We start from the raw sequence: 23,372 nt of genomic DNA on the forward strand, positions 1-23,372 counted from the left end.
ATATAATTGTATTACCCATATATTATAATAATTAATATTACTAATGTATAATTAGAATTAATGAAGTATTTATAAGCATTACTAATATAAAAGTGGGGGAGTGAACACATGAATTTTGAACAACTTGCTTATGTAAAGACAGTTTATGAAATGGAATCGATGATACATGCTAGTGAGAAAATGCATATTAGCCAATCTGCGATGAGTCAATCAATTGCGAATCTTGAGAAAGAAATAGGTTATAAATTGTTTGAACGTTCTCGTAAAGGAACATTTTTAACTGAAGAAGGGCAACGACTTATACCATATATATTAGAAATATTAGAATCTCAAAATGATTTATTAGTAGAAGTTCAAAATATGAAAACAGATATTGCAGGTACATTGAAAATTGCGACGATACCCACACTTTTCCATAAAATTGTACCTAAAGCACTATCACATTTTAAAAATGATTATCCTCAAGTAGATGTCGAAGTTAAAGAAGCAGATCGTGAAGATATTGTAGATATGGTGGATAAAGGAGATATTGATATTGGTTTAATCGGAAAGCCAGAAACTGAAGAAAACACACTTCCAGTCAGAGAAATATCATTGAATCTCACAACAAAATTTAAGTTACTCGTTCCTAAAAAGTCTAAATTAACATTCAGGGACTACGTCAATTTAGAGGAAATACAAGACTATCCATTTATTCTATATGATCGTGGCTTTTATCATCATCAGCTAAAAGAATTTGAAAAAACGCATGGACCACTCAAAATCGTATTCAAAACTACAAATCCGATTGTATTGATGAGAACAGTTGCAGAGGGACTTGGGATAGGTATTGTCTCCAACTTAATGGTAGAAAATGAACACTTCTTTAATGATGAAATGATTGAAGCGGTCTCACTCGGAAAACCTTTCGATGCAGCTATATCATTTTTAGCAGTAGTTAAAGATGGAAAACATAATGAGAAAACAATACAAGAATTTATTAATTATTTAAAGAATAATGAATAAATGTCATTATTACGTTAAGATAGAAAAGTAATTAAATGAAAAGATAACTATTTTAAATATTGGAGGATATTTTAAGTTATGGAACAATTACATGGATTTTTGCCAATAATATATTTTGTGCTTACCATGGCAGTTCATTATTTTTTATCTAGAACAGGTATTAAATTATTAGGATTTGTTGTCCCAGTCATCGTTACTATAGGATTTATCTACACATATAAAACTGGATTATTACACTTAAATTTAATAGGAACAATAATTTTGATAGCTGTAACATTACTAATACTTGCAGTTGAATGGGAAAATGCCCAAAAAGATAAAAAGAAGGAATAAATTTTGTTAGTTAACTTACAAAATGAGTTCGCATTCATTAAATAATTTCATTATAATAAAATATATTTATAAATAAAGAAATTCACTACACCATGAAATAACATCGAGAGGATTCAAATGAATGAAGAAATTATTCGCCATAACAACAGCTTTGACACTATTTCTAGTCGCATGTAACTCAGACAACTCATCAGAACAGAAAAAGAATCAAAACAAAACAGAAACTAAATCCAAAAAGGAAAAATCATCCAACAAAACGAATTCAGAAGACAATACACAGACAAATCTTAAAGCTAAAGACAAAGTAGAGAATCTACCTGATAAAACAAAATTAGCGCTCATTTTTTGTGCTGATGATAAAGGCCAATATACACTTACTAAAAACAACATCTTAACCGGAGCATATAAAAATGACAAAGACGATCCCCGTATAATTAATCAATTTGTTTTAGTCAATTATCCTAAATTTTCAAATGCACCTAAAGGTATGAAGTTTTATTCAGTATATCCAAGTAATCATAGTTTCCAATCAATCGTTGGCATTAGTAACGATAAGATTATACTTGGTGGCTCGCAAATCCGTCTTCAAGATTATAAACAGTTGCTCAAACAGGGAAAGGAATATAGTACACAAGAAGTCTATGATAAAGTCAAAAAGAATAAAGCTTTACCAGAATTAGCTAATAAGATGCATGTAAGTAACCAATTACCAATAGCTAATGATGAATGGAAATATAACGGTTTATCTTATAGAGAAATGAAAGAAAAGGGTGTTATCATGGCTCACGGTAGTAGCCAAGTGTATCAATTTATTAATAATTTAGAAGGTCATCCATTAGATACTGATAAATATCTGTGGGACGTTGTGAATTGGCAAAAAGATGGTAATTGGAAAGTCAATTGTCGTAATAAAGACGGTGAGATTGTAGCCACTTACACGACTGTTGATGGTAAAGTTGCTAAATTTGATGAAAATGGTAAACGAGTTAAATAGTTCTATCTAATATTACGTAATTTCATAAAGGAATAAATCTAATAGTCTGGTTCTCATACAGTGAGGGCCAGTTTTTCTTTTCTTAGACGACAGTTAGGTACTTAAGCATGCCTTTTAAGAATAGTCATCCCCACATTACTCGATCATCTGATACGTTATTCAATGAATTGTTTTATCAAGGTAATTACATAGCTTCGTTGCAAAGTTATACACGACAGCTTATCTTATTATGTCTAATGTAAAATCAATATGTAAATTCAACAACTAACTCAACAAAATAAGATGGTCATTTCCTGGGGAATAGGTAAACGACCATCTTTCAATTTTAAGCATCTTTCTGACGTGCACGTTCTTTTCTGAAATTTTGACGTCTTTGTTCTTCTTTAGAAAGATAATTTGGATATTTTTCGGGATGTTGGTAGCCATCAATGGCGCCTTTAATCATACCTTTAATCAGACTTGCTATACCCTTTCCAATTCCAAAAACAAATCGAATCAAACCATAAATTGCAAATATCCATAAAAAGATATAACCCATATTGAAACTCCTTTTTTCTTTTACAATAACATACTTCGATAAACAGAAAAGACAACTTTAGTGATGATTTTATCGATAAAATCGTATGAACAAATCGATTTGTAATAAAATTTTAAAGGTAAATAGCTTTTCGCTCATTAAGGAAGACTAACGGTATAGTGACATTAGACTACTAGACCACTTATAAAACGAAGAATTCACGGAGTTTTTCCTTAATTTTTAGTAAATGTCTTAAATCCAATTGCATAGTTATTGAATAAATTACTATTTATGACATATTTTGAGAAATTAATATAACCAAAATTGTGACAGGGCAGGCTATAATTATTCATGGTGATTTCACCGCCCGATAAAACAAATAAAAATATAAAGGGGGCAATGAAATGAAGAAAATGAGCATCACCTTAAAAGTGAGATTGATATGTAGTTTTTTTGAGAACTTAATAACAATGGCATTTTTACCTTTTATGGCGCTATATTTATCTGATATGGTAAACCAAACTTTTTCGGGTGTGTTTCTCTTTATGTTAGTGTTACTTAACTTTCCGATTTCAATGATTTCAGGGCATATCATTGAACGGTTTCCTAAGAAACGTACCTTACTCATTTACCAAGTCATTTTATGTATAAGTTTACTCACGATGGCAGTAACAATTTCAAATCAACTTATATTTATTATTTTATTCTGCATCGCGTATTCAATATTTAGCATTTCATCCGGCATGGCACAGCCATTAATAGACACAATTATAATGGACGCGATTACACCAGAAGTTGAACATTACATTTATAAAGTGAGTTATTGGCTAACAAATGTGGCTGTGGCTTGTGGCGCATTTATCGGGGGAACAATGTATAGTTTGAATAAGTCGGCACTCTTTTTCATAGCTTTTGTTATTTTCACGCTTGTACTTTTCGCATTATACATTTGGATTCCTAATGATCAAAGTCATGTTTCAAACGCTGAAGAGAAAGAGACGCCTTTAAACCATAAGCGTAGTTTGAAAGGCTTTTTACATCAATACCAGATAGTATTAAAAGACAAAATTTATATGTACTTAATTATAGGATCAAGCATTCTTATTATGGGTGAGTTATCTACTTCGTCTTATATTTCTATAAGATTAAAACAGGAATTTGAGACGATTTCTCTATTTCATATCCATATCGATGGGGTGAGAATGTACTCTATTTTAATTATGACGAATACGATTGTAGTTATAGCACTCACGTATTTTATTTCTAAGTACATCTTGAAAATGAACAATGAAAAAGCACTTCTCATTGGTCTTATCCTTTATGTTATCGGATATTCAGGCATTACATATTTAAATGAATTGAGTTTACTCATCATATTTATGATTATTGCAACATTTGGCGAAATGATTTATTCTCCTATTTTTGGAGAACAACGATATAAAGTGATACCCGCTGACAAAAGAGGAACGTATTCAGCGGTAAATGCGTTAAGCTTTCATTTTGCTAATTTACTTGCAAGATTTGGCATTATTCTAGGTGTATTTCTGAATTCCGTAGGTATGACGATTTATATGTTTGTACTTCTTATGGTAGGCAGTTTCCTATTATATGGAGGAGTTCGTCAATTTAATGGAAAAGCTTTAATCAAACAAAAATGATGTAAAACACATTCGATAACTTACTGAATTGCTCGTGATTAAACGCAAAAATTATTTATTAAGTTTTTGTAAAAATATCATTCAAGCAATTGTTTTAATGTGTTTAAATGTACTAATATATAGCGTATCTAAAGAAATATGTAAGTTATATGTTAGTGAGTATTATAAAGTATGAGTATAAAGGAAGGACTTGAATGACAATAGACACACTGCATTTTCAACAATATTTTTATAATAAATATTTACAAACATCTTCAACTACTAAAAGGGTGACATATTGGGTTCAATTAGATAATGACATTGAACGTCACAGATTAATGTACGCGCTACTAGACGTTGTACAACATCAACCAATGTTAAGATCTACATTTCAAATGAATAATGAACAACTAAGAATCGATGTACGAGAATTTTTCCCGTTTATTCAAATTAAGGATATCAATCAAAAGGCGAAAAATCTCGATATCGAGGCTTACTTCAGACAAGAACTAAATTCCTACTATTTCAATCAATTACCTCTATTTAATTTTACTATTTATCAATTTTTGGATGACACTTTCTTACTTTTAGATTTTCACTCTATGATTTTTAATGACAGTCAATTGGGCGACTTCTTCAGACAACTTAATATTGCTTATAATTATGGTTTATTCCACGAACATATGGTTTCTGATTTCTATAATATGATTAAAGACATGAACGAAGATATTGCACATGTTAAGGACAATACTCAATTAGAGCATTTTAAAGTATTGAGTGCTGATAGTGAGTACGAGTCATATATGCCAATTAAAAACAATACAGAGCACAAAGAAGTTGAACATCTTCACGCTCAACTTGAGTCGTTTGATATGAATCGACTCGTTATAAGTACATATTTGGCAAATTACTTTATGAGTCAGTCTAATCATGTGGCATTGGGAATTCAACTTCCACTCAATTATGACAAGACAGACGATATGATGCTTATCAACACTCATGTAGCACCATTAAGTTTAAATATCGAAGGGTCTCATTCAGTTGAAACAATCATGAATGAATGGGAATCGGTCATTTCAGAAATGATGCAAAATGGAACATCTTTCATGGCAGATCCTAAGTCGAGTGATATTGAATTTGAAACTTTAGTGCACGCTTCAACAATCATCAAGCGTTTTGAATTGAATCATACTACGCATAAAGTACATCGATTATATAGTGATACGTCATTGTTAGCTGATTTAGAAATTTATCCATGTGCACAGGACGGGTTTGATTTAGTATATAATGCGAATGCTTACGACAATTTAACTATTAAGACATTGATGCGTTTAATAAAAGATATTTATATGCAATTAACACGAAATCCATCAATGTTAATAAAAGATATACAACTTTGTAATGAAGAGGATCAACATCTTTATCAAGAAATCAATCGTCATTCATCAAGCGCTAATAATTATCAAACAGTGATTGAGCGTTTCGAATATCAGGTAGCACACCATCCAGACAAAATAGCGTTAAAATTTGAACAACATGCTATGACATATGCTGAATTAAATCATCGCGTGAATCATTTAGCATATCACTTACGAAAAGAATATGAGATTCAAGCTAATGATATTGTTGGACTCTTAGCAGAGCGTAGTTTGGATATGATTGTAGGAATGTTAGGTATTCTGAAATCTGGTGCAGGTTATTTACCTATTGATCCAGATTATCCTGATGATAGAACGGCTTATATTATTGAAGATGCACAGCCTAAAGCTGTCGTTACATACCAAACAACACTGCATTCAGACATACCTCAAATTCAACTTGAGAAGATCGATTGGTATGCTGTTAACCATTTGGAAAATCCGAGCCATATCAACACTGCTGAAGATACGGCATACATTATTTATACATCGGGTACAACAGGTAAGCCTAAGGGTACCGTAATACCGCACAAAGGTATTGATCGTTTAGTACATCAACCAAATTATGTTGAATTAAACCATGAAACAGTCATTTTACTCTCAGGAACTGTGGCCTTTGATGCAGCAACGTTTGAAATTTATGGTGCATTGTTAAATGGTGGACGTTTAATCATTACTTCCAAGGATACATTGCTAAACCCAACTCAATTAGGTCAAACCATTGCTGTCAATCAAATCAATACGATGTGGCTGACGTCATCTCTTTTCAATCAAATTGCAAGTGAACGCATTGAAGTATTAGAGCCGTTAACTTATCTATTGATTGGAGGCGAAGTGCTCAATGCCAAATGGGTGAATCTATTAAATTCTCGTCAGCGTCATCCAGAAATCATTAATGGTTATGGACCTACTGAGAATACAACATTTACTACAACGTATGCGATACCTGAAGAAATGCCAGCTCGTATTCCAATTGGTCAACCAATTAATGGCACGACAGTTTATGTCATGCAAGGGGACCGTTTATGTGGCGTAGGTATTCCGGGTGAATTATGTATAGGTGGCGTTGGTTTAGCGAAAGGCTATTTAAATCAACCTGAGCTCACGGCTGAGAGATTTGTTACTTCACCTTTTGAAAATGAAAGACTCTATCGCAGCGGTGACTTAGTACGTCTTCAAGAAGATGGGCATATCGATTACATCAGTCGTATCGATAAGCAAGTAAAAATTCGTGGATTTAGAATCGAGCTTTCAGAAATTGAGAAAGCGATAGAAGCAATCAGAGATATTAATAAAGCTGTCGTCATTGTACGTGAACATGAACAAGATAAACAGATTGTGGCATATTATGAAGCTTCACAACCACAATCGACAAGTCACTTAAAAGAAGTGTTGAGCGAAACATTGCCTGATTATATGATTCCGATTCATTTTAAGAAAATAGATCAAATACCAATTACAATAAATGGAAAATTAGATAAACGTGCCTTACCGGATATTGAGATGGTAGATCTATCAAATTATGTCGCACCACGTAATGATGGTGAACGTGTGATTTGTCGTATCTTTGAAGAGATACTACATGTGGACCAAGTAGGGATTAAAGATAACTTCTTTGAACTTGGAGGACATTCATTACGCGCAACGTTAGTAGTAAACCGTATTGAAGCTCAACTTAAAAAGCGTCTTAAAGTCGGAGATATCATGAAGTTACCGACTGTAGAACAGTTAAGCCAGCATATTATGGAAATGAAGAATGAGGACTTTGAGATTATACCGAAAGCACAGTCCGCATATCAATATGAATTGAGTGCTGTTCAAAAGAGTATGTATCTATTGTGGAGCGTCAATCCAGAAGATACAGTCTATAATATTCCGTTCTTGTGGGGATTGACATCAGAGTTGAATGTGGCGCAATTGAAACGTGCACTCAATCAACTCATCGCACGACATGAAATTTTAAGAACGCAATATGTGATTGATGAAAATGAAGTAAAACAACGTATTGCAAACGATGTCGAGGCTGATTTTAAAGAAGTAACAACAAGATATACAGATGAACAACAAATTATACGAGCATATACAGAGCCATTTAACCTTGAACAACCGAGTCAAATGCGCGTGAGATATATACATGCACCTCACGAAGACTATTTATTTATCGATACGCATCACAGTATTAACGACGGCATGAGTAATACCATTCTATTGGCTGATTTAAATGCATTGTATCAAGAAAAAGAATTGCCTGAATTGGCACTGCAATATAAAGATTACAGCGAATGGATGGCAAATCGAGACTTAAGTAAACAACGTCGTTACTGGTTACAACAGTTTGAAGATGATGTTCCTGTATTAAATATGCCGACAGATTATCCTAGACCAAGTATTAAAACGACAAATGGAAATATGATGACATTCCATTTTGATGAAGCACTTAAGACACAATTACAATCTTACGTTGAGCAACATCAAATGACAGATTTCATGTTCTTTGCAAGTGCGATTATGGTGTTACTTCACAAGTATTCACGCCAAGATGACATTGTTATCGGTAGTGTGATTAGTGCGCGTACACATCGTGACACTGAAAATATGCTCGGTATGTTTGCGAATACACTGGTTTATCGTGGCCATCCGACAGATGATAAGACGTGGGAACAATTGATGTCTGAAATTAAAGAGACTAGCCTTGGCGCTTATGAACATCAAGAATATCCATTTGAAAGTCTTGTTAACGATCTTATAGATGAACGAGATGCTTCTCGTAATCCATTGTTTGACGTTATGCTTGTACTGCAAAACAATGAAACGAATCATGCAAACTTTGGTCATAGTCAATTGACGCACATACCTCCTCAATCAACAACAGCGAAGTTCGACCTATCATTCATTATTGAGGAAGATCAAGATGATTATGTAGTTAATATTGAATATAATACTGATTTATATGCTGACGACACGATTCGTCATATGGCTGAACAACTTGAAAACATTATCAGCCATGTCATATCTACTCAAGAATTGAAGATTCAAGATATTGAAGAGAATCAACAAATGTTGGAATGGGTTGAGACACATGTGAATCGTCATTCATTAGATTTCCCGGAAAATAAATCTCTTCAACAACAATTTAACGACATCGTGAATCGTAAAGGTGATGACGTGGCGCTTAAACTTAGCGGTCACTCTATGACTTATCGTGAATTGGACACATACGCAAATCGTATAGCAAACGCACTAATCCAACGCGGAGTCAAAGCTAGTGAACGTGTTGCATTATTAACAGAGCGAAGTTTTGAAATGATTGCATGTATGGTGGCTTCTTGGAAAGTAGGGGCTTCATATGTACCAATTGACGTGACAAATCCTGAAAAACGTATTGAACATATCCTTGAAGATGCGGAAGTGTCAGCAATACTGACGTATGGTGTCACTTATGATTCAAATGTATTAACGATTCCAATTGAATCCATTGATACAGAGACTCCTATTGAAAAATCATTTTCAGAATATGCGGGCAGTCTAGAAGATGAAATGTATAGTATTTATACGTCTGGAACTACAGGTATGCCTAAAGGTGTATCAGTGAGACAACGCAACATCTTAAATTTAGTGAATGCATGGACCGATAGACTAGCATTATCAGAAGAAGAGACATTCATGCAATATCACAACTATGTCTTTGATGCGTCAGCTATGGAAATTTATTGTACGCTGTTAAATGGTTATAAACTTGTGATTGCGAATGACAATGAACGGACAGACACGGAACAATTAGAACAACTCATTGCGAGAGAGCACATCACTGCTGCATCTATACCGCTACAAGTTTGTAATGTGATGAAAGACTTTTATATTTCTAAACTATTTACAGGAGGCGCAACAAGTACACCAGCATTTGTCCGACACATTTCTCAACATTGTGATACGTACTTCAATGCATATGGACCATCTGAATCAACAGTTATTGCTACGAATTGGTCTTACTCTAAAGGAGAACCTATTCCATCAATGATACCTATTGGCCAACCTTTAGCTAACATACAAGTGTATATTCTTTCTGGAACTAAATTATGTGGCGTGGGTATATCAGGTGAGCTGTGTATTGCAGGTAAAAGTCTAACAGCTGGATACTTAAATAGACCTGAACTGACAGCAGAATCATTTATAGACAATCCATTTGGAGAAGGTAAATTATATCGAAGTGGTGACCTAGCAAGATATACGCATGAGGGTCAAATAGAATTTATGGGACGCATTGATAAACAGGTCAAAGTAAATGGATATCGAATAGAACTCGGAGAAATTGAGAATGTTATTAATTCTGTTGAAGATATCTCTGATAGTGTGGTAATTGTTGATAAACAAAATGACCACGAAATACTCCATGCCTACTTTGTAGGAAGTGATCAAAAGGAACCAGAGGTGGCGAGACAGTTAAATCATTATTTACCGAAATATATGATTCCTAAAACATTAACAGCAATTGATGAGATTCCTTTAACACGGAATGACAAAGTTGATGAATCGAAGTTACCTCGACCTCGTATTCAACGAAATACCTTTGTCCAACCACGAAATAACATGGAACAAACCTTTGTATCAATATTTGCTGAAGTTTTAGAAGTCCCTATGATTGGTATTGATGATGACTTTTTCGAAATTGGCGGAACGTCCCTTGACGCCATGGTTGCAGTGTCGAAACTTAAATCACAAGATATTCACATTACAATGCAAGATGTGTACCAATATAAAACGGTGCGCCATTTAGCAGAACAATTTGAGAGGGATAATGAGTTGGTAGCGGTCAATGTGCCGGATCACTTACCTCAGTTACAAGCTTTAGTTGAACGCCGATATCGAAAAGATATCACTGCGCCTACTCAAAATGCATTGGGTCACGTATTACTCACTGGTGCGACAGGGTTCCTAGGTGCATATCTCATTAATGAGTTGCAAGGTTATGCAGATAAAGTGACATGTATTGTGAGAGGTCATGACATGGCTGAGGCACGATACAAATTACAAGAGAATTTGACTTGTTATTTTGACGCCTCACATGTAACTGACTTAATGAAAAATGTAGACATCGTATTGGGCGATTTAACAAACTTAGGTTCTTTAGGCATTAATGAAACAATTGATACCGTTATACATGCAGGCGCACGTACAGATCATTTTGGTGATGATGAGGCGTTTATTGATGTAAATGTTCAAGGTACTGAGGATTTATTAAACATCGCTCAACAGCATCATGCGAAGTTTATATATATTTCTACAATTAGCGTCGGAGCTGTCTTTGAAGCCCACGTTGAGGATAGAACTTTTTCAGAAAAAGATGTTTATAAACAACAATTATTTACGTCACCTTACACCAAAAGTAAATTCTATAGTGAAATCAAAGTGCTAGAAGCGGTCAATGATGGATTAGACGCACAAATTATGAGATTAGGTAATTTAACAAGTGCATATTCTGGCGCATTAAATATGAAAAATCTTACAACAAATCGATTCTCAATCATGATGCATGAGTTATTAAAAACATCATCTATAGGAGAATATTTCGGTAAAACATGTCTAGATTTCTCATTTATTGATGTAACTGCACGTCATATTGTGAAACTTGCTGCATCACAAGCACAGCCAATTATTTATCATATTTATTCACCTCATACAAAAACGATGCAAAGTGTATTAGAGGGTGCCAATCATACACAGATGAATATCATTAGTGATGAAGCGTTTGAACAAATGTTAATTAATGAAGGTATGCATGAGGTAATTGGCCTAAGTAGTGGTAATGCATCACAAGTGCCGGCAGAGATTAATTCTGATATGACGCAACATGTGATCGCGCAATTAGGTGATGGATGGCCTGTAGTAACTTCTGAATGGTTACGCGCTTGGAGAGATTTACTCTTTGACAAATTCAAGAAAACAGAGAATAACGAATGACAGTATTTCTAACAAAAATAAACGCTGACATCGACATGATTGCGCAAAGATTATTAACATCAAGGCGGCAAGCGAAGAAACCTAGACGTATACAGTACCGTTTTCAAAAAGACCGTGTCATGCATACGTTAGGTGACTTCCTTATTCAATATTGTATTGAGCAATGGGGCGAGTTAAGTCCTAATCAATGGGAGTATCAGATTGCGAAAAATGGGAAAGTGGACATTCAAAGTGCACATTCTATCGGCTTATATGTGAATCTTTCATACAGTTTTCCATATATTGCTTGTGCAATCGATAATCAACCAGTGGGACTTGATATTGAATTGATGAAAGAAATTGATTACATGAGTTTGGCGCATCAATTTTCGGAAAATGAATTTAAACAAGTGCAAATATTAAAAGACTTCTATGAAATTTGGACGAAAAAAGAGAGCTATACGAAATTGATAGGTGAAGGATTAGTACGTGGCATAGATGTTTATGATGTGACGCAACCTTTATTCTATAAAAATAAAGAAGTATCATTTCAACCATTCGTTGAATATAACATGATGATTCAATTATGTACGGTAAGAACCAAGCAACACGAATTAGTTGAAATACCCATACAAAATCTATACTAATTTAACAGGGAGCTGAGATATTTAATGATGTCTCAGCTCCCTTTTTTCGTCTTTAGAAAGATGTAAAGGTAAATTCATATAGGCTTAATATTGTTTTTATATGATGAAGTTGCCTTTAGGTGTTTGTATTTTATTTTCAACAGAGAGGAGCATGAAGATGATAAAAGCATGGTTGAGTAAAATCTTTGAGTTAATCCCACGTGCTATTGTAAATATTTTCATTTAAGACCGAATTCAAAATTAAAAAATGATGTAGAGGTGCTAAAAACATGAAAAACAGAAAGAACTCGTACAGTATTCGTAAATTAAGTATTGGTGCGTCTTCAATCATCGTCGCATCAATGTTATTTATTGGGGGCCAAACTGCACATGCCGCAGAACAAGACGCTCAAGGGAATTCTGAAAACCACATAGCACAATCTATTGGGGCTGAAAATGATAAAAATAGTGAGAAGCAATCGAATGTTGAAAATGATAATAAAAGTTCACTAGAAACTAAAAATAATGCGCCATCATCTATACATAATGAAGATGCTCAACAACAAGCGCAAACAAACACGGAAAATAATGACAAAGTAACTGAAACTAAAGAAAATGCAACTCAAGACAAACAGAATCAAGACAATGTTAAAACAAATAAATCAGAAACTCAGCAACCGCAAATCCAACAATCACAAAGTTCACAAACTAAAAATGACCATGTGTCGTCACAAGCTCAAGAGAATCAGCAAAATCCAAATGAACAATCACAGCAAACTAAACAAGCAAGCGCAGAAAAAGTTTCTGAACGTAAAGCAGAACCGCAAAGTGAAGATACTCAGAAACCATCAACTTCGAACACAAATGTGACAAAGTCATCTGAAAAAGGAAACAATGATGCAACAAAACCTTTAGAAAAACAAGACAATGATAGTGTGACTCAAGCACAACCTCAAAAGAAATCACATCCAGCCTCGACTCAAAATAATGACTCGAATCACACACAATCACCAAAACAACAAGTGACTGCAAAAGATACTCAAAATGCGAAAAAAGAAGCCCCAGTGGAAGCATTAAACAAGCATCCACAAACGAAAGCACCACAAAAGCAGACAACTCAAAAGCTAACAAATCAAAAAGACCTTAAAGTAAAAGACTTAGACAGCGACGGTATGACAAATACACATGCCCCTGGTAAAAAAGATGATCAATCTAAAAAAGGCTTAAATACTTTAACACGAAATGCTGTTGCTACACCTAAAAATAAATCCGCTCAACAAACTGATAAACAGGTTAAAAAACAAGCAAATAAATCATTCCCTCAAATTCAATATAAAAATCATGATCCTATCATTTTAGTGCATGGTTTCAACGGTTATACTGCAGATAATGGACCTGCCCTTGCTGGAAATTATTGGGGTGGCGACCGAATTAAATTGACACAAGAATTAAGAGCTAAAGGTTATAACGTCAGTGAAGCCAGCGTAAGCGCATTTGGTAGTAATTATGATCGAGCAGTCGAATTATATTACTATATTAAAGGCGGAAAAGTCGATTACGGCGCTGCCCATGCAGCTAAATATGGCCATGATAGATATGGTAAAACATACGCCGGTGCATACCGTGAATGGCAACCAGGTCAAAAAATTCATTTAATTGGTCATAGTATGGGTGGTCAAACTGTACGTTTATTAGAAGAAATGCTACGTAATGGCAATCCAGAAGAGGTTGATTATCAAAAGCAACACGGCGGAAGCATATCACCTTTATTTAAAGGCGGACAGGATAATATGATTTCTTCAATTACCACTCTAGCTGCGCCACATAATGGTACGCATGCTGCTGATGTAGGGAATGAACCATTTATCCGTCAACTTGCTTATGACTATGCAAGATTTCAAGGGCATAAGCTTTCAAGAGTTGATTTAGGTTTAAAACAATGGGGCCTTGCTCAAAGAGACGGTGAAACGCACGCGCAATATGTGAAACGCGTTAACAACACAAGTAAGATTTGAAAAACGAAAGATAATGCATTTTACGATTTAAGTCGCGAAGGTACGAGTAAGTTAAATCAACATACATCACTTAATCCAAATATTGTGTATAAAACATACACAGGAGAATCAACGCGTCCGACATTAGATGGTAGACAAAAGGCAGATATTAATATCAAATTCTCTTATCTTGTAACAGCAAATGTGATTGGTAAAGCGCCAGAAAAAGAATGGAGAGTCAACGATGGATTGGTGTCTGTCATTTCAGCACAACATCCATTTAACCAAGCCTTTGTACCTGCAACAAAAGAGATTAAAAAGGGTGTATGGCAAGTTATGCCGGTTAAACACGGTTGGGACCACGGTGATTTTGTAGGTTCAGATAGTTCAGAAGTGCGTATTTCAGTAGACGATTTAAGAGACTTCTGGGATAGCATGATGAAAGAAATAGTTCAAAACGAGAAAGTAACAGATAAATAAAATGTAGACACGTCGAGAATTGAATCATATTTCAATACTCGGCGTGTTATTTTTGTTACTTACATACAAATGGAAAATGATTAACCAAAAAATAAGTGCAAAAAGTAACATGTAATTCGATTTTAATAAAATAGAAATTGAAACGCTTTCATTTTAGGCGTATAATTGTTTTAGTTTTTAAAAAAGGGAATGATTTACATGAAGGTAAATAAATATTTGATTTTTATATTGGGAGCATTAGGAGGCTTACTCTACGGTTATGACAATGGTGTAATCTCCGGTGCATTATTATTTATACATAAAGACATACCACTTAACAGTACAACGGAAGGTATTGTTGTATCTTCTATGTTAATTGGTGCAATTATTGGGGCGGGAAGCAGTGGACCGTTAGCTGATAAACTTGGACGTCGCCGTCTTGTCATGTTAATCGCTGTCGTATTCATTATTGGCGCATTAACACTTGCCTTCTCGACTAACCTTGCATTATTGATTATTGGTCGATTAATTATTGGACTAGCTGTCGGTGGTTCAATGTCTACCGTGCCTGTATATCTATCTGAAATGGCACCTACGGAATACCGTGGCTCTCTAGGCTCATTAAACCAATTAATGATTACAATTGGTATCTTAGCGGCATACCTTGTTAACTATGGTTTTGCGAGTATCGAAGGTTGGCGTTGGATGTTAGGTCTTGCAGTAGTACCATCAGTTATTCTATTGATTGGTATATACTTCATGCCTGAAAGTCCAAGATGGCTCCTTGAAAATAGAAGCGAAGAAGCGGCGCGTAAAGTAATGAAAATTACATACGACGATAGTGAAATCGAAAAAGAAATTAAAGAAATGAGAGAAATCTCAGCAATTGCTGAATCTACATGGACAGTCATTAAGTCACCATGGTTAGGTCGAACATTAATCGTTGGTTGTATCTTTGCGATATTCCAACAATTTATTGGTATCAATGCAGTGATATTCTATTCATCAACTATTTTCGCTAAAGCAGGTTTAGGCGAAGCAGCATCTATCTTAGGTTCAGTAGGTATTGGTGTGGTCAATGTACTTGTTACCATAGTTGCACTATTTGTAGTGGATAGAGTCGATCGTAAGAAGTTATTAGTTATGGGTAATATTGGGATGATTGCTTCTTTAATCATCATGGCTGTATTAATTTGGACAATTGGTATTGCATCTTCAGCTTGGATTATTATCTTATGCTTATCATTATTTATTGTCTTCTTTGGTATTTCATGGGGTCCTGTATTATGGGTTATGTTACCAGAGTTATTCCCAATGCGTGCACGTGGTGCGGCAACAGGTATCTCTGCGTTAGTACTTAATATTGGTACATTGATTGTGTCATTATTATTCCCAATTTTAAGTGATGCATTAAGTACAGAATGGGTATTCTTAATCTTTGCTGTGATTGGTGTACTTGCCATGTTATTTGTTATTAAATTCTTACCTGAAACACGTGGACGTAGTCTTGAAGAAATTGAATATGACTTACGTGAACGTACAGGTGCTAAAACTGAATAATATATAAATTTCGCACTCCGGTTTTCAATATAATGTTGAGAACTAGGAGTGTTTTTTATTTTTAAGTGTGCGCGCATAATTATTTTTAAGCGAATCGCATACGTTTAATGGGTTTCATTTTCAGGGTAAAAATGTAAGTTACGAAAATTAAGAACGGAGGTGTATGACATGAAAAGTGCTCAAGCACTTGAACACACATTAAAATCATTAGACGGTCAAAAGTACGGTGCATACAAACGTACAAAAGGAATGTACGAATTTGACCAATTTAGACTCGCAATCGACCATGTACAAGTTGATCCGTTTGCGCCGCCTTCTAAAATGAGAGTCATTATGGATAGAAATACGACGGGGATACCAGATGGTTTATTGAATGATAAATATAAGCGACTTGCAGTCAGTGACTTCTTAACAAGATCTATGCATCAACATATTCAAGTAGCAACGCAAAAGTCTAAAAAGTCAGGGAAACTATTTATCGATCGTTGTGGACAAGAGATGTTAGAACGTACATCTGTAGTCATCAATGATAAAGATATTGAAGCTCGAATTGAAGTGGGACTACCTGCAGCTGGTCGGAAAATTCTTGGTAAAGCTGCAGCACACACACTTATCGATATACTACCTGAAATTGTGAACCAAGCACTACGTTATGAGCATCTTGATCAAACAAAACTTCACAATCAAGTTAAATTGATGATAGACCAAATGTTTATACGAAATGAATTATTTCAAAGAGGCCTAGTGTCATTTGTTGCGAATGATGCCATTTTACCTCGACAAAGTGGTGTATCTGACCGTCCTATGACACATGCCATTAAGTTCCAAAGCCCTGAAAAGTTTGAAATCCAATTAGACTTACCAAGTGGAAAATCCATCAAAGGTATGGGAATTCCCCAAGGTATTACTTTAATTGTAGGTGGCGGTTACCATGGTAAATCAACATTGCTTGAGGCATTAGAGCGCGGTGTTTATAATCATATTGCTGGAGATGGAAGAGAGTATGTGATTACGCAACATGACGCAATGAAGATTCGAGCCGAAGACGGTAGAAGTATTGAGAAGGTTAATATTCAACCGTTTATCGATCATCTGCCTGGTAAGAAAGACACGACTGAATTTTCAACGGAAAATGCGAGTGGTAGTACGTCTCAAGCAGCGAATGTAATGGAAGCTTTAGAAGCACAAACATCGCTCTTACTGATTGATGAAGATACGTCTGCGACAAACTTTATGATTCGTGATGGCCGCATGCAAAGATTGATTGCGCCTGAGAAAGAACCGATTACACCATTTTCAAATAGAGTGAAACCATTATATGAGCATCATGACGTATCTACAATCCTTATTGTTGGGGGTTCTGGAGACTACTTTGATGTGGCAGACCAAGTGTTAATGATGGATGAATATCATTTAAAAGATGTCACAACTGAAGCGAAGGACATTGCACAATCTGCAGGTTATGAGAGAATCGATCAATCACATGCAGACTTTGGTAGCATTCCGTCTAGAGTCCCTCTTAAATCTAGCTTCAATAAGAAAGGGAAAGATGACCGTTTCAAAGCTAAAGGGCTTCAAACAGTGACATATGGGAAAGTCCCTATTCAAATTTCTGGTTTAGAGCAACTTGTGGATGATAGCCAGACGAACAGTTTAGCGATGATGTTAGATTATCTTAAAAATGAAATACTCAACAATGACGTTACGCTTGCTCAAGCAACAGATCGCTTATATCAACGTATTGAACAAGAAGGACTAGAAGTGATTTCACATCATCAAGGTCATCCAGGTAATTTAGCTTTACCGCGCAAACAAGAATTAATTGGTACAATAAATAGATATCGAGGACTACACATTCGTAGTGAACGTTCTTAAAACATTACGATAAAAGTTAAATAGTTATAAAAATAAGCGTATTGTGAGCTCACTCATCAATAAGTGAGGGTAACAATACGCTTTCTATGGTTCTTTTAAGAAGAATTCTACGGTAAGTTCTTCATCGAAATATTTCTCTTCATGGTCAAGTATCTCTTCATGATTTCCTTTAATAATAGTGAAACCGCTCCGTTTTTGTAATCCATATTCTTGAATAAAGCCATGCATACCTTTTTTAACATAAGGCACAATTTTAGCTTTAAACTTTACACGCTGATTTATGATACGCCTTCTTTTATTGTAGTATCTTTGAGGGACTTTGAGCCAAATATGGTCAATGGGTTGTCCTTCAATCATTAAATCTCTAAGTAACATTCTTGTATTATTGTGAAAAGGGTATCTGCCGTAGCGACCTCCATGATGCATAAGTACGACTTGACCAGAAACAGTCACGAGGCGATTACGAAATGGCTTTAAAGAATCTCTTGGCATCATTTACACTCCATTCTTCAATTATTATAAAAATAATATCATAAAATAAATATAAAGTAGTGTATAAATACGAAGAATCCTTTTCAACCTTCAAAAATGTGGCTACTCATATCAAAAATATGAGTAACCACTCTATAAGAAATGACTTATTGATTATATTTATCTATACCTTCTGCAACTCGAATACCACTAAAGATACAGCCACCTAAAAACGTACCTTCAAGTGCGCGATATCCATGAAGACCGCCACCACCAAAGCCTGAAGCTTCTCCAGCAGCATATAAACCTTGAATAGGTTCACTCTGTTGATTCATGGCACGACCATCTAAATCAGTTTGAATACCACCAAGTGTTTTACGACTGATGATATTGAGTTTCACAGCAATCAATTTACCACTCTTATTACTTAAGAATGGTTGAGGTTTAGCCGTTCTTACGATCTTATCTCCTAAAAATTGTCTTGCATTATGAATAAAGGCAATCTGAGGATCTTTGCTAAATGCATTTTTAATTTGTAAGTCACGAGATTTAATTTCTGCTTTAATCTCTTCGTAATTTAGTAAATGATCGTTAACAAGTGCATTCATTTTCTTAACTAAAGTGCCTAAATCATCAGCGACGACAAAGTCTTCACCCTTTTCTACAAATGCGTTGACTGGAGAGGTAGCTTGTTTACTTAAACGTTCTTTAATTAATAATTGAATGTCTTTATTCGTTAAATCTGGGTTTTGTTCAGAACCTGATAATACAAACTCTTTCTTAATGATGTCTTCTGTTAAGATAAACCAAGAATAATCATATCCTGTTTTCATAATTGTTTCTAATGTGTGTAAGGTATCGAATCCAGGATAATCAGGCGCCTTCATACGATGACCTTCAGCATCAAACCACATTGAAGAAGGGCCTGGAATAATACGTATACCATGTTCCTTCCATATAGGGCTATAGTTCTTAACGCCTTCCGTATAATGCCACATGCGGTCTTTATTTACAATATTGACACCGGCATTTTCAGAAATACCGATTAAACGTCCATCAGTTGAATCCGGCACACCTTGAATCATATGTTGAGGCGCGTTGCCAAGACGTTTCGGCCAATACTTCTTAATCAGTTCTATATTAGCTCCGATACCACCTGATGTGATAACAAGATTCTCTACATCATATGAGAATGTATCAATGACTTTGCGAGAAGAGGGTGCGCCACGTTCTACATCGCTTTCTTCTAGAATGTTTCCTGAGATATGTCGCACTTGATTATCTTCAATGTCGATAGCTGTGACTTGATGTCTTGGTAAATATGATACGCGACCAGCCTGTTCTTGTTGTAAAACATAATTCGTAAATGGTTCGACAAGTCCTGGGCCTGTACCCCATGTAATATGGAAACGAGGTACTGAATTACCATGACCTGATGCAGAGGATCCACCACGTTCCGCCCATCCAAGAATCGGTGTCAGTTTGATCCCCATACGATGTAAGTAATCTTCCTTTTCATAAGTGGCAAATTTGACGTAGGCCTTTGCCCATTGTTCTGCCCAATAATCCTCTCCATCGAGGCGGTCAAATTGTGCAGATCCCATCCAGTCATTAAGTGCTAAATCATATGAATCTTTAACACCATATCGACGTTGTACCTTCGAATTAACTAAGAATAGACCTCCAAACGACCAGTAAGCCTGTCCTCCAATCGCTTGTCTAGGTTCTTGATCAATTAAAGTAACGTGGAACCCTTTCTTAAGCAGTTCCGTAGCCGCTACAAGACCACTTAAACCTGCACCGATAATATGCACTGTTTTATTCATGAATATACTCCCTTTTTATTTCGCTAAATTTTTATATGTAAAATGCTAACAAACCGCTATATATTTTATCATTAACTTCAGTTCAACGCATGAGTCATTTTATGATATTAAATAAACATAATCTCACAATTCATTTTCAAAAATAGAAATAAATGCTGTATATTTCTACAAAACGAGCATCAATGTATAATAATAAGTGAGAATAAGTCAGCTGAGGAGGTGCAAGAATGACACAACAGAATGGTATAGATGAATGGATTGAGGTTACAGAATATTTCAGATATATAGAAGATATGATTGAACGTAATTTTAAACAGAACTATGGCATAAGTTTAAGAGAATTCTATGTGCTTTATGAGTTATATAAGGCGAAAGATAAGAAATATAAAATTAATGACTTAATTAAAGAAGTGAAATTGAGTCAGAGTGCTATGTCTCGTCTTATAGACCGACTGAGATCTCCAAAGAAAGCATTCATTTGTAAGGATATGAGTAAAGAAGATCAACGTGCGACATATATTTATTTAACGGAAAAGGGTAACAATATCATACAAACGTTAATGAGTGATTATAGAAAGTTAATTGGTAAAGTAAATATTGAAGACATCGAAATGCTTGTACGAAAGGTGAAGGATGCCAATCCATCTTAAAAGTTAGCGAATGAAGATAGAGTGGTATACAATCGGAAGTGTAAAATATTACCAAAGGGGTGGATTTAAATGACAAAATTAGATGTTTTGAATCCAGCAACAAATGAAGTGATTAAGATTTTAGAATATACTGACGAACAAACCGCACATCGTCAAATTGAACGCGCACATGAAGCATTTCAATCATGGAAACAAGTGGATGCACATGAACGTTCAGCAAAGTTATTTGAATGGGCACGTTTAGTTGATGAACATAAAAATGAATTAGCAAAATTGATTACACAAGAAGGTGGCAAACCTTATAAAGAAGCACAAGGTGAGGTCGATTATGCTAATTCTTATATTAAATGGTATGCAGAAGAAGCAAAACGTATCTATGGTCGCACAATTCCTGCCAATTCATCATCTAAAAAGATTATTGTACAGAAATTCCCAGTAGGTGTTGTAGGTGCAATTACACCTTGGAATTTCCCAGCAGCAATGATTACACGTAAAATGGCGCCCGCTTTAGCCGCAGGTTGCACGATTGTTTGTAAACCAGCAACGCAAACACCTCTAACAACAATTCGATTAGTTGAGTTAGCACATGAAGCGGGTATTCCAGAAGATGCGATTCAATATGTGATTTTATCCGGTAAAGATGCTGGAGAAATCTTTAATGAGAGTCCAATCATTCAAAAAGTTACATTTACTGGTTCAACTCAAGTTGGTAAAAAATTAATTGAGCAGGCATCTCAATCTGTTAAAAATGTGACGATGGAATTAGGCGGTTTAGCACCTCTAATTGTACATGAAGATGCGAATGTGGATTTAGCGGTTGATCAAACGATTGCTACTAAATTCCGTAACGCAGGACAAACTTGTATTTGCGCGAATAGAATTTATGTTCACGAATCAATTGAACAAGAGTATATTGAAAAGTTAACGGAAAAAGTTCATGCATTGAAAGTAGGTAACGGCATGGATGAGGATGTCGTTGTTGGTCCGCTTATTAACCAAGAAGGAGTTAATAAAGTGATTGATCAGATTAAAGACGCAGAAGATAAGGGTGGCCAATTATCGCGTTCATTATCAGACATTCAAGAACTAGGCGGTAATTTCTTAAAACCTGTAGTTATTTCAAATGCGAATCAAGAGATGAAAGCAATGCATGAAGAAACATTTGGCCCTATTGCACCAGTCATGACATATTCAGATTTAGAAGATGCGATTCAAATGGCGAATGACACTGAATTTGGACTCGCAGCCTATTTCTTCACTAACGATTATCATACAGGTTTCCACTTATACGAATCTTTAGACTATGGCGTTATTGGTTGGAATGATGGAGGACCATCAGCTGCACACGCACCATTTGGTGGCATGAAACAAAGTGGTTACGGTCGAGAAGGTGGCATCGAAGGTATAGAACCATACCTTGAAACAAAATATTTATCAATTGGGGATATGTAGATTACGTTTCTAAATAAAATGTGGGGGTGGATAAAATGGATGTAAGATTTCCTATAGGAGAATTGGAATTACCTAACCAAGTGAGTTTAGTCGACGTGAAACGATGGATGAGTGAGGTAGAAAGATATATTGACCAACTCAAAAACGTAGTTAATGGAATTTCAGAGGAAGAGTTGAAGAAAAGATATCGTGAGGGTAGTTGGACGGTGAGACAACTTGTCCATCATATTGCAGATTCTCAGTTACAGTTATTCAGCCGTTTGAAATTAGCGTTAACTGAAGAAAATCCGTCAGCACCTGAGTTTGATCAAAATCAATGGGTAGATTTGGCAGATTCGGAATTACCAATTGAAGTATCTATTCAATTGCTTGAGGGGTTAAACAAACGTGTAGTAGCAATTGGAGAAAATGTCACAGAAGAACAACTTGATAGACAAGTTAATTTAGTAGGAACAGGTGAGCTCACAGTTGGATTCTTATTAGCTAAATTATCTTGGCATGAACGTCATCATCTTGAACATATTAAAATTGCGCTATTTCAATAAATAAGAGGGTAGGCAGTCTAAAATTGAAGAACTTGATTTAAGCATTGGTAAATTTTCATCTTTATCAATGCTT

Annotated in this window: 14 protein-coding genes and 1 pseudogene; 12 read left to right on the forward strand and 3 right to left on the reverse strand. The window is 35.2% G+C overall.

What is annotated here, in order from left to right:
• Nucleotides 1-108: 108 nt before the first annotated feature.
• From JMUB898_RS00705 to JMUB898_RS00715, 3 genes are all read left to right on the forward strand, one after another.
• Nucleotides 109-1,005 (forward strand): LysR family transcriptional regulator, encoded by an 897-nt coding sequence (locus JMUB898_RS00705; RefSeq protein ID WP_044466675.1) that lies wholly within the window; start codon nt 109-111, stop codon nt 1,003-1,005.
• A gap of 78 nt (nt 1,006-1,083) precedes the next feature.
• Nucleotides 1,084-1,338 (forward strand): hypothetical protein, encoded by a 255-nt coding sequence (locus JMUB898_RS00710; RefSeq protein WP_002444831.1) that lies wholly within the window; start codon nt 1,084-1,086, stop codon nt 1,336-1,338.
• Nucleotides 1,339-1,459: 121 nt separating this feature from the next.
• Nucleotides 1,460-2,332 carry a hypothetical protein gene (locus JMUB898_RS00715; RefSeq protein WP_002444820.1) on the forward strand — a complete coding sequence of 291 codons (873 nt, stop codon included), beginning with the start codon at nt 1,460-1,462 and terminating at the stop codon, nt 2,330-2,332.
• Between the two features lie 325 nt (nt 2,333-2,657).
• Here the strand turns inward: JMUB898_RS00715 and JMUB898_RS00720 are convergent, their stop codons facing one another.
• A complete protein-coding gene (locus JMUB898_RS00720; protein WP_002444818.1) occupies nt 2,658-2,870 on the reverse strand; it encodes a hypothetical protein in 213 nt (70 codons plus the stop codon).
• A gap of 383 nt (nt 2,871-3,253) precedes the next feature.
• On the opposite strand from JMUB898_RS00720, the gene JMUB898_RS00725 reads away from it, so the two are divergent.
• The 6 genes and pseudogenes from JMUB898_RS00725 to JMUB898_RS00750 all read left to right on the forward strand — a co-directional run bounded on the left by JMUB898_RS00725 (nt 3,254) and on the right by JMUB898_RS00750 (nt 18,355).
• The gene (locus JMUB898_RS00725; RefSeq protein WP_002444816.1) at nt 3,254-4,507 is read left to right on the forward strand and encodes an MDR family MFS transporter; all 1,254 of its coding nucleotides are present in this window, start codon (nt 3,254-3,256) and stop codon (nt 4,505-4,507) included.
• 194 nt (nt 4,508-4,701) lie between these two features.
• Nucleotides 4,702-11,862: an aureusimine non-ribosomal peptide synthetase AusA gene (gene ausA, locus JMUB898_RS00730; RefSeq protein ID WP_126514775.1), complete on the forward strand. Its 7,161-nt coding sequence runs from the start codon at nt 4,702-4,704 to the stop codon at nt 11,860-11,862.
• Entirely contained in the window at nt 11,859-12,488 is a 630-nt protein-coding gene (gene ausB / locus JMUB898_RS00735) for an aureusimine biosynthesis 4'-phosphopantetheinyl transferase AusB (RefSeq protein WP_002444813.1), read from the forward strand. Before ausA ends, ausB begins: the two co-directional genes overlap by 4 nt.
• 269 nt (nt 12,489-12,757) lie before the next feature.
• A pseudogene (gene lip / locus JMUB898_RS00740) lies at nt 12,758-14,941 on the forward strand (YSIRK-targeted triacylglycerol lipase).
• 198 nt (nt 14,942-15,139) lie between these two features.
• Nucleotides 15,140-16,480, forward strand: coding sequence for a glucose transporter GlcP (gene glcP, locus JMUB898_RS00745; protein ID WP_002444810.1), 1,341 nt, complete (start codon nt 15,140-15,142; stop codon nt 16,478-16,480).
• A 168-nt stretch (nt 16,481-16,648) separates the two neighbouring features.
• On the forward strand, nt 16,649-18,355 hold the full coding sequence (locus JMUB898_RS00750) for an ABC-ATPase domain-containing protein (RefSeq protein ID WP_002444808.1): 1,707 nt from the start codon (nt 16,649-16,651) through the stop codon (nt 18,353-18,355).
• An 84-nt stretch (nt 18,356-18,439) separates the two neighbouring features.
• Here JMUB898_RS00750 and JMUB898_RS00755 read toward each other — a convergent pair whose 3' ends face one another.
• Nucleotides 18,440-18,850 carry a hypothetical protein gene (locus tag JMUB898_RS00755; protein ID WP_002444806.1) on the reverse strand — a complete coding sequence of 137 codons (411 nt, stop codon included), beginning with the start codon at nt 18,848-18,850 and terminating at the stop codon, nt 18,440-18,442.
• A 143-nt stretch (nt 18,851-18,993) separates the two neighbouring features.
• Nucleotides 18,994-20,652, reverse strand: coding sequence for an FAD-binding dehydrogenase (locus JMUB898_RS00760; RefSeq protein WP_002444804.1), 1,659 nt, complete (start codon nt 20,650-20,652; stop codon nt 18,994-18,996).
• Between the two features lie 227 nt (nt 20,653-20,879).
• Between JMUB898_RS00760 and JMUB898_RS00765 the strand changes: the two genes are divergently transcribed.
• The 3 genes from JMUB898_RS00765 (at nt 20,880) to JMUB898_RS00775 (ending at nt 23,299) form a co-directional block, all read left to right on the forward strand.
• A complete protein-coding gene (locus JMUB898_RS00765) occupies nt 20,880-21,302 on the forward strand; it encodes a MarR family winged helix-turn-helix transcriptional regulator (RefSeq protein ID WP_002444802.1) in 423 nt (140 codons plus the stop codon).
• Between the two features lie 69 nt (nt 21,303-21,371).
• Nucleotides 21,372-22,754, forward strand: coding sequence for an NAD-dependent succinate-semialdehyde dehydrogenase (locus JMUB898_RS00770; RefSeq protein ID WP_002444800.1), 1,383 nt, complete (start codon nt 21,372-21,374; stop codon nt 22,752-22,754).
• Between the two features lie 35 nt (nt 22,755-22,789).
• Complete coding sequence (locus tag JMUB898_RS00775; protein ID WP_037541761.1) at nt 22,790-23,299, forward strand: YfiT family bacillithiol transferase; 510 nt, start codon at nt 22,790-22,792, stop codon at nt 23,297-23,299.
• Nucleotides 23,300-23,372: the final 73 nt, after the last annotated feature.

Origin of the sequence: Staphylococcus caprae, assembly GCF_003966625.1 — a bacterium.
GTDB lineage: Bacteria > Bacillota > Bacilli > Staphylococcales > Staphylococcaceae > Staphylococcus > Staphylococcus caprae.